This is a genomic window from Sphingopyxis sp. (assembly GCF_025869345.1).
Taxonomy (GTDB): Bacteria; Pseudomonadota; Alphaproteobacteria; order Sphingomonadales; family Sphingomonadaceae; genus Sphingopyxis.
Genome location: NZ_JAOZVW010000086.1, coordinates 1 through 7,895 on the forward strand (window position 1 = coordinate 1; position 7,895 = coordinate 7,895).

At 67.5% G+C, this 7,895-nt stretch carries 10 protein-coding genes; 2 read left to right on the forward strand and 8 right to left on the reverse strand.

Annotation, left to right across the window (positions count from 1 at the left end; all coding sequences use genetic code 11):
* Window positions 1-63: 63 nt before the first annotated feature.
* From OJI97_RS09490 to OJI97_RS09515, 6 genes are all read right to left on the reverse strand, one after another.
* Entirely contained in the window at window positions 64-960 is an 897-nt protein-coding gene (locus tag OJI97_RS09490) for a tyrosine recombinase XerC (RefSeq protein ID WP_297662942.1), read from the reverse strand.
* 103 nt (window positions 961-1,063) lie between these two features.
* Window positions 1,064-2,209, reverse strand: coding sequence for a radical SAM family heme chaperone HemW (gene hemW, locus OJI97_RS09495; protein WP_297662944.1), 1,146 nt, complete (start codon window positions 2,207-2,209; stop codon window positions 1,064-1,066).
* Window positions 2,209-2,436, reverse strand: a complete 228-nt coding sequence (locus tag OJI97_RS09500) for a hypothetical protein (protein WP_297662946.1) — start codon at window positions 2,434-2,436, stop codon at window positions 2,209-2,211. Before OJI97_RS09500 ends, hemW begins: the two co-directional genes overlap by 1 nt.
* 10 nt (window positions 2,437-2,446) lie before the next feature.
* Entirely contained in the window at window positions 2,447-3,073 is a 627-nt protein-coding gene (gene rdgB, locus OJI97_RS09505; protein WP_297662948.1) for an RdgB/HAM1 family non-canonical purine NTP pyrophosphatase, read from the reverse strand.
* Window positions 3,074-3,250: 177 nt separating this feature from the next.
* Window positions 3,251-3,967 carry a ribonuclease PH gene (rph, locus tag OJI97_RS09510; RefSeq protein ID WP_297662950.1) on the reverse strand — a complete coding sequence of 239 codons (717 nt, stop codon included), beginning with the start codon at window positions 3,965-3,967 and terminating at the stop codon, window positions 3,251-3,253.
* A gap of 46 nt (window positions 3,968-4,013) precedes the next feature.
* The gene (locus OJI97_RS09515; protein ID WP_297662952.1) at window positions 4,014-4,814 is read right to left on the reverse strand and encodes a dienelactone hydrolase family protein; all 801 of its coding nucleotides are present in this window, start codon (window positions 4,812-4,814) and stop codon (window positions 4,014-4,016) included.
* Between the two features lie 126 nt (window positions 4,815-4,940).
* Here OJI97_RS09515 and hrcA point away from each other — a divergent pair, with 126 nt between their 5' ends.
* Both hrcA and grpE read left to right on the forward strand, forming a co-directional pair.
* Window positions 4,941-5,987, forward strand: coding sequence for a heat-inducible transcriptional repressor HrcA (hrcA, locus tag OJI97_RS09520; RefSeq protein WP_257551304.1), 1,047 nt, complete (start codon window positions 4,941-4,943; stop codon window positions 5,985-5,987).
* A 4-nt stretch (window positions 5,988-5,991) separates the two neighbouring features.
* On the forward strand, window positions 5,992-6,540 hold the full coding sequence (grpE, locus tag OJI97_RS09525) for a nucleotide exchange factor GrpE (protein ID WP_297662956.1): 549 nt from the start codon (window positions 5,992-5,994) through the stop codon (window positions 6,538-6,540).
* A gap of 125 nt (window positions 6,541-6,665) precedes the next feature.
* Here grpE and def read toward each other — a convergent pair whose 3' ends face one another.
* Together def and recR are read right to left on the reverse strand one after the other, a co-directional pair.
* The gene (def, locus tag OJI97_RS09530) at window positions 6,666-7,199 is read right to left on the reverse strand and encodes a peptide deformylase (RefSeq protein WP_297662958.1); all 534 of its coding nucleotides are present in this window, start codon (window positions 7,197-7,199) and stop codon (window positions 6,666-6,668) included.
* A gap of 31 nt (window positions 7,200-7,230) precedes the next feature.
* Window positions 7,231-7,827, reverse strand: a complete 597-nt coding sequence (recR, locus tag OJI97_RS09535; protein WP_297662960.1) for a recombination mediator RecR — start codon at window positions 7,825-7,827, stop codon at window positions 7,231-7,233.
* Between the last annotated feature and the right edge of the window lie 68 nt (window positions 7,828-7,895).

Here is a 7,895-nt window from a genome sequence, read left to right on the forward strand (position 1 = left end):
ATCCAGAGCGGTTTACGCGGGCTCTGGATTGCTTCGCTTCGCTCGCAATGACGAAGTGGTTTTTTACGCTCGCGGGTGCGCGCTGCGATAGATGTCGAGCAGATGCGCCGCGTCGACCGCGGTATAGACCTGCGTCGAGGCAAGACTCGCATGGCCGAGCAATTCCTGCAGGCTGCGCAGATCGGCCCCGCCCGCAAGCAGGTGCGTCGCGAAGCTGTGCCGCAGAGCATGCGGCGTCGTGCGTTCGGGCAGCCCGAGCGCGCGCCGCGCCGAGCGCACGCTCGCGCGGATCACGCCGGGCGCCAGCGGGCCGCCGCGCGCCCCGAGGAATAGCGGCGTCTCCTTGCCGATCGGCCACGGACAAGCCTCGGCATAGCGCGACACCGCCGATGCGACCGCGGGCAGGATCGGGACGATGCGCGTCTTGTTCCGCTTGCCGGTGACGCGCAGCGTGTCGCCAAACGGCAGCGCGGCGCCGGTGAGCCCCAGCGCTTCGCCGATGCGCAGCCCCGCGCCGTAGAGCAGCAGCAGCAGCGCGAAATCGCGCGCGCCGACCCAGCCCTCGCGAGCATTGGCCTCGACATCCTGCGCGAGTTGGAGCGCCTCGGCGGGCGCGACGGGGCGCGGCAGGCCCTTCTTGACGCGCGGGCCGCGAAGCTGCGGCACGCTGGCGTTGGAGCCGCCGACGAAGCGCAGGAAGGTGCGCAGCGCGCTGAGCTCGCGCGCTGCCGACGCATTGCCCAGCCCCTCGGCGCGGCGGTCGGCCAGATAAGAGCGGAGGTCGTTCGGCGTCAGCCCCTGAAGCATGGGCGCATCGACCGCCCCGCCGCGATGGTGCGACAGGAAGGCGCAAAAGCGTGTCGCGGTCGCGACATAGGCGCGGCGCGTATGCTCCGACCGGCGCTTCTCATGCGCCAGATGGGCATCCCAGTCGCGGATAATGTCCTGCGCCAAATCCATTCCTCTCGATCCGTTCGTGTCGAGCGAAGCCGGTACACCCATCATCCCAGTGCTACGCAGATGGGCATCTCGACTTCGCTCGATGCGAACGGTGTCGGAAGGGTTAGTGGGTTTTCACCACCTCGGAAAGGATCGAGTCGAGCAGCAATATTCCCGCATCGGTCACCGCCAGCCGGTCGCCGTCCTGCCCCAGCAACCCCTGCCCCGCCAGCCGCGCCGCCGCGTCCGCATCGACGAACGCCTCCCGCGCCAATCCGCTACGCGCCTCGGCGCGCGCCAGGTCGATGCCTTCGGTCAGACGGAGCCCCATCAGCATCGCCTCGGTCGCGCGTTCGTGCGGCGGCAGGTCGGTCTCGACCTTCAGGCCGTGGCCGTTCCGTTCGACCGCCGCGATGAAATTCTCGGGCTTCTTGTGCCGCTCGGTCGCCCGCGCCAGCCGTCGCCCGTGCGCGCCGGGGCCGATGCCGGCATAGTCGCCATAGCGCCAATAGGTCAGATTGTGCCGGCTCTCCTCGCCCGGCGCGGCGTGGTTCGACACTTCGTAGCGCGGCAGGCCCGCGGCGCGCGCGATCGCCTGGGTCGCGTCGAACAGGTCGGCGGCGGCATCGCCGTCGGGAATGACGAGATCACCCTTCGCGGCGAGGGTTGCGAAGCGCGTGCCGGGCTCGATGGTGAGCTGATAGAGCGAGAGATGCCCGGTGCCGAACGCCAGTGCCGCGCCAAGCTCGGACTCCCATGCGGCGAGCGACTGGCCGGGCCGCGCATAGATGAGGTCGAAGCTGACGCGCGCGAAATGATCCTGCGCCGCCGCGATGGCGCACCGCGCTTCGTCTCCGCTGTGGGCACGGCCAAGAAATTCAAGGACTTGTGGGTCGAAGCTCTGAACGCCGATCGACACGCGATTGACCCCGGCGGCGGCCAGATCGGCGAAGTTCGCGACCTCGACCGAATTGGGGTTTGCCTCCAGCGTGATCTCGCAATCGTCCGCCAACCCCCACGCCGCATCCGCCGCCGCGATCACCGCCGCGACCGTCGCGGGCGGCATCAGGCTCGGTGTGCCGCCGCCGAAGAAGATCGACGAGATCAGACGATCCGGCAGCAGCGCCGCCTCGTGCCGCAGATCGGCCAGCAGCGCCGCGCGCCACGCCGCCTGATCGACGCTTTCGCGGACATGGCTGTTGAAGTCGCAATAAGGGCATTTCGACACGCAGAACGGCCAATGAACATAAAGGGCGAGCGGTTCGGCCATCAAGTTCCGGCGTCTTTGACACGTCGGGCGATGAGCGAGTTCACCTCATCCAACCGCCCTTGGAGATGTTGAAGGAAGGGCGTCCCGTGCCTTTCCATGCGCTCGGGGGGATAATTCTCTATCGCGATTGCGTACCGGTCGACCTGATCCCGCAGCGCGTCAGCCAAACGCCCAAGATCGCGGTCGGACAAGCTGTCACGCTTTGCATAAGCCTTCTCGATGAACATCGAACCGCCCTTAAAACGCGCCCGCCACCAGCTTCGCGAACGCGTCCGCCCGGTGGCTGATCGCGTGCTTCTCCGCCGGATTGATTTCCGCATAAGTCAGTGCCTTACCGGCCGGAACGAACACCGGATCATAACCGAAGCCCAGCATTCCGCGCGGGGGCCAGGTCAGGCTGCCCTCGGCCCTGCCCTCGAACACCTCGGCCTGGCCGTCGGGCCAGGCGAGCGCGAGCGTGCAGACGAAGCGAGCGCTGCGGTCGACGTCCGGCCCCTGCTCGGCAAGCAGCCCCTCGACCTTGCCCATCGCCATATACCAGTCGCGGCCCTTTTCGCCCTCGAACCATTGGCGCTCGGCCCAGTCGGCGGTGTAGACACCCGGCCGGCCGCCGAGCGCCGCGACTTCGAGCCCGCTGTCGTCGGCAAGCGCGGGTAGCCCCGCCGCCGACGCGCTCGCGTGCGCCTTGAGCAGCGCATTCTCGCGGAACGTCGTCCCCGTTTCCTCCGGCTCGGGCAGGCCAAGATCGCCCGCCGACACCGGCTCGATCCCGAAGGGTTCAAGCAGCGCGCGAATCTCGCGCACCTTGCCTGCATTGTGGCTTGCGATGACGAGCTTGCCGGGGGTGAGTTTGCGGTGGGACATGGGTCTATCCATCTTCTGTCGGTTAAATTGATTCACGCGAAAACGCGAAGTCGCGAAGAAGAAGGTCCGGGCCGACAGGCCCCTTTCTATATCGGCGATGCGCCATGATGCGACGACGATGGAGAAAGCCGCGCCACATCTTCGCGCCTTCGCGTCTTCGCGTGAACCCAATCAGGCCTATCGCCCCACCGCCTTCGCCTGCGCCGCGAAAATGTCGGTGCAGCCGATGCGCGCGAGGCGGAGCAGGCGAAGCAGGCCTTCCTCGTCGTATGTCGCGCCTTCGGCGCTGGCCTGCACCTCGACGATCCGGCCGCCGCCGGTGAGGACGAAATTGCCGTCGGCTTCGGCGACCGAATCCTCGTCATAGTCGAGGTCGAGCACCGGCGTGCCCTTGTAGATGCCGCACGAGATCGCCGCGACCTGATCCTCGATCGGGTCGGCAGCGAGCGCCTTGCTTTCGATCAGCTTGTCGACCGCGAGCCGCAGCGCGACCCACGCACCGCTGATCGACGCGGTGCGCGTGCCGCCATCGGCCTGGATGACGTCGCAGTCGATGACGATCTGGCGCTCGCCGAGCTTCTTCATATCGACGACGGCGCGCAAGGACCGGCCGATAAGTCGCTGGATTTCCTGTGTCCGCCCCGACTGCTTGCCCTTCGCCGCCTCGCGGCTGCCGCGCGTGTGGGTCGCGCGCGGGAGCATCCCATATTCGGCCGTTACCCAGCCCTGCCCCTTGCCGCGGAGGAAGGGCGGCACTTTCTCCTCGACGCTGGCGGTCACCAGCACCTTCGTGTTGCCGAAGCTGACGAGAACGCTGCCTTCCGCATGGATGGTGAAGGCGGTTTCGATGGCGATGGGGCGCATCTGGTCGGGCGCGCGGCCGGAGGGTCGCATGGGAGTCCTTTCAGGTGATGAATGCGCCGCCCTTAGGCCGCCGTCCTCAACCGCTCAAGCGCATACGGAAGAAATCGAGGATTTCGTCGCGCGCCGCGCGCGTCGGCTGGCCTTCCTCGTCGATCAGGTGGAGCGTGACAACGCTGTGCGGATTCGCCATCGGGCTGTCGGGATTGGCGGCGCTGTCAGGCAGCACGCGGCCAACGAAGCGGTCGCCGAGCGCGGCCTCATAGGCGGCGAAGCGCGCCGCCTTGCAAAATTTGTCGCCCTCGAAGCGATAGGCGAGCACGGTCAGGTCCTCGACCTCCATCCGCGCCTTGACCGCCGCGAGCTCGTCGGGAGCGATGTGCATCCCCGCCGCGTCATTCAGCGGCAGCGACGGCTGCGACAGCACCGGCGCGAGCACCGCGGGTTCGAGCATCATCGACAGCGCGAAATTGCCGGTAAAGCACATGCCGATCGCGCCGACGCCCCTGCCGCCGCATTCCGTGTGCGCGAGCGCCGCCAGCGCGCGCAGCCACTGGACGGCGGGCGAGCTCTCATTCGCCTGAAAGGCGCGGAACTGGCGGCTGATGCAGCCGCCGATCATCGTGAACAGCGCCCCCGGCATCCGCGGCACCGCGCCGTCGCGCCCGAAGATATGCGGCATATAGACGGTGAAGCCGGCGTCGCGGACCCAGCGGGCGAAGCGTGCAACATGCGGGCTGATCCCCGGCATTTCGGTCATCACGATCACCGCGGGGCCGCTGCCCATCGTGTAGACGCGGTGCGGGCGGCCGAGCAGCGCAATATCGCGGTGCTCGAAATCGTCGAGCGGATCGTCCTCGGTCAGCGAGCGTGTGGTCATGCGGTTCCTCCCCAGTGGGGAGGCTAACGGCAGAGGTGGACGACCGCGAGTCCCTTTTCCTCTCCCGCTTGCGGGAGAGGGGTTTGCATCCTTGCCCCTCCCCCTCACCGCCCCTACATCCTCGGCATGACCAATCCGCCGATCACCGAACTCACCACGCGCGCCCGCGACGTGTTCCGGCTGGTCGTCGATGCCTATCTCGAAACCGGCCAGCCGGTCGGGTCGCGCACCCTGTCGAAGCTCGCGGCGCTCAACCTGTCGCCGGCGTCGATCCGCAACGTGATGCAGGATCTCGAGGAATATGGTCTGCTCGCCAGCCCGCACACCAGCGCGGGGCGGCTGCCGACCGAACAGGGGCTGCGCCTGTTCGTCGACGGGATGATGCAGGTCGCCGAGCCCTCGGCCGAGGACCGCGCGCAGATCGAGGCGAGTCTTGCCGACGGCGGCGGGCCGATCGAAAGCGCGCTGGCGCAGGCGACCGCCGCGCTGTCGGGCCTCTCGGCCTGTGCCGGTCTGGTCCTCGTCCCCAAGCACGAGCGGGTGCTGAAGCAGGTCGCCTTCGTGCCGATGTCAGGAACGCAGGCGCTCGTCGTCCTCGTCGCGGGCGACGGCACGGTCGAGAATCGCGTCATCGACGTGCCCGCCGGGCTCAACCCCTCGGCGCTGGTCGAGGCGGGCAATTATGTCAGCGCGATGCTCGCGGGGCTGACGCTGTCCGACGCGATGGCGCGGGTGCGGCGCGAGATCGAGGCCGAACGTATCGCGATCGACCGCGCCGCTGCCGACCTGGTGTCGCGCGGGCTCGCCATCTGGTCGTCGGACGGCGCCGACCGGCCGGTGCTGATCGTGCGCGGCCAGGCGAATCTGCTCGACGAAAGCGCGGTCGGCGACCTCGACCGGGTGCGGCAGTTGCTCGACGAACTCGAAACCAAGCAGGAAATCGCAGGGTTGCTCGACAGCGCGCGCGAGGGCAGCGCGACGCGCATTTTCATCGGGTCGGAGAACAAGCTCTTTTCGCTGTCGGGATCGTCGGTTATCGCCGCTCCCTATCATGGCAGCGACGGGCGCGTGGTCGGCGTGGTGGGGGTGATCGGCCCGACGCGCTTGAACTATGCGCGGATCGTTCCCATGGTGGATTTCACCGCACAATCTCTCTCCAGACTGATACGATAGGATTATGACGAACACCGAAAACGATACGCCCGTCGAAGAGGGTCAGGCCGAAGCGACCGCAACCGAAGCGCCGACCGCGGAAACGCAGGACGAAACGGCGAAGCTTGCCGAGCAGCTTGCGGCGCTGCAGCAGGATCTGCTCTATGCGCGCGCCGAGACGCAGAACGTCACGCGCCGCAAGGACAAGGAGATCGCCGACGCGCACGCCTATGCGGCGACCAAATTCGCGCGCGACATCTTGTCGGTCGCCGACAATCTGGGCCGCGCGCTGGCGTCGCTCAGCGAAGAGCAGCGCGCCGACGAGGCGATCAAGCCGCTGCTCACCGGGCTCGAGGCGACCGAGCGCGAGCTGATGAGCGTGTTCGAACGCAACGGCATCACCCGCATCGCCGCGATCGGCCTGCCGCTCGACCCGAATCAGCATCAGGCGATGCTCGAAATCCCGAGCGACAAGGAAAGCGGCACGATCGTGCAGGAAATGCAGGCGGGCTATATGATGAAGGACCGCCTGCTGCGCCCCGCGATGGTCGGGGTCGCGAAGAAGGCGGAGTAAGCCCGCACGTAATAATGGCGTGTTCCCCCGCGAAGGCGGGGGTCCATCACCGGCCGTTTCAGATTTGCACCGTCAGAAGATGGGTCCCCGCCTTCGCGGGGACACACGCTATGGCGATGTGGGCGTCACGCCGCCTTGCGCAGCTTCGCGAGCTTCTTCAGCACCATCTCGCGCTTCAGCCGCGACAGATGGTCGATGAAGAGGATGCCTTCCAGATGGTCGTGCTCGTGCTGGATGCACGTCGCCATCAGCCCGGTCATGCGTTCCCGGTGATGCTTGCCGTCCGCGTCCTGCCAGTCGACGGTGACCTCGGCGGGGCGCGATACGTCGGCATATTGTTCGGGAACCGACAGGCAGCCTTCCTGATAAACGCTATGCTCCTCGCTCTCGTCGGAGAAGACGGGATTGATGAAGACGCGCGGGTCGCGGATCACGCGCTTGCCCTCTTCATCCTCGGGATCGGGTTCCTGCAGGTCGATGACGAGGATGCGCTTCGCGACCCCGACCTGAATCGCCGCCAGCCCGATGCCGGGCGCGTCGTACATCGTCTCGAACATGTCGGCGACCAGCGTCTTCAATTCGGCGTCGAACGTCTCGACAGGCTTCGAAATGACGCGCAGCCGCGGATCGGGGGTCTCTATGATGGGTAGCAGGGCCATGGGTGCGAGGTATGAACTCGAACGCCCGCCGTCAACCCACCGGACGCCGCGCCCGTAGCGCCTGCGCCAGCGTCCCCTCGTCGAGATAGTCGAGCTCCCCGCCCACCGGCAGGCCGTGCGCGAGCTGCGTCAGCCGCACCGGATAGCCCTCCAGCCGCTCGGCGAGATAATGCGCCGTCGTCTGCCCTTCCAGCGTCGCGTTCATCGCCAGCACGACCTCGTCGATGCCGCCCGCGGCGACGCGGTTCACCAGCGCGTCGATGCTGAGGTCCTGCGGCCGCACGCCTTCCAGCGCCGACAGCCGCCCGCCCAGCACATGATATTTGCCGGGAAAGAGCCGCGACTTGTCGAGCGCCCAGAGGTCCGACACCTCCTCGACGACGCAGAGGCTGCGCGCGTCGCGGCGGGGATCGGCGCAGATCGCGCAGGGATCTTGCGTATCGACATTGCCGCAGATCGCGCAGGTGACGAGCCGTTCCGACACCGTCTGCAGCGCGGCGAGCAGCGGCGCGAAGCTGCTCTCGCGCTTCTTCATCAGGTGCAGCACCGCACGCCGCGCCGAGCGCGGGCCGAGGCCCGGCAGGCGGGCGAGTTGCTGGACGAGCGCTTCGATTTCGGTGGAGGCCATGCGGCGGTGGTAGATGGTGCGCATGCCGTGCACAATATCCCACCTCGTCACCCCGGACTTGATCCGGG

Bases quoted from the DNA above. Each gene is read 5' to 3' on its own strand.
- OJI97_RS09490 (WP_297662942.1), bottom strand. From the start codon at position 960: ATGGATTTGGCGCAGGACATTATCCGCGACTGGGATGCCCATCTGGCG.
- hemW (WP_297662944.1), bottom strand. From the start codon at position 2,209: ATGGCCGAACCGCTCGCCCTTTATGTTCATTGGCCGTTCTGCGTGTCG.
- OJI97_RS09500 (WP_297662946.1), bottom strand. From the start codon at position 2,436: ATGTTCATCGAGAAGGCTTATGCAAAGCGTGACAGCTTGTCCGACCGC.
- rdgB (WP_297662948.1), bottom strand. From the start codon at position 3,073: ATGTCCCACCGCAAACTCACCCCCGGCAAGCTCGTCATCGCAAGCCAC.
- rph (WP_297662950.1), bottom strand. From the start codon at position 3,967: ATGCGACCCTCCGGCCGCGCGCCCGACCAGATGCGCCCCATCGCCATC.
- OJI97_RS09515 (WP_297662952.1), bottom strand. From the start codon at position 4,814: ATGACCACACGCTCGCTGACCGAGGACGATCCGCTCGACGATTTCGAG.
- hrcA (WP_257551304.1), top strand. From the start codon at position 4,941: ATGACCAATCCGCCGATCACCGAACTCACCACGCGCGCCCGCGACGTG.
- grpE (WP_297662956.1), top strand. From the start codon at position 5,992: ATGACGAACACCGAAAACGATACGCCCGTCGAAGAGGGTCAGGCCGAA.
- def (WP_297662958.1), bottom strand. From the start codon at position 7,199: ATGGCCCTGCTACCCATCATAGAGACCCCCGATCCGCGGCTGCGCGTC.
- recR (WP_297662960.1), bottom strand. From the start codon at position 7,827: ATGGCCTCCACCGAAATCGAAGCGCTCGTCCAGCAACTCGCCCGCCTG.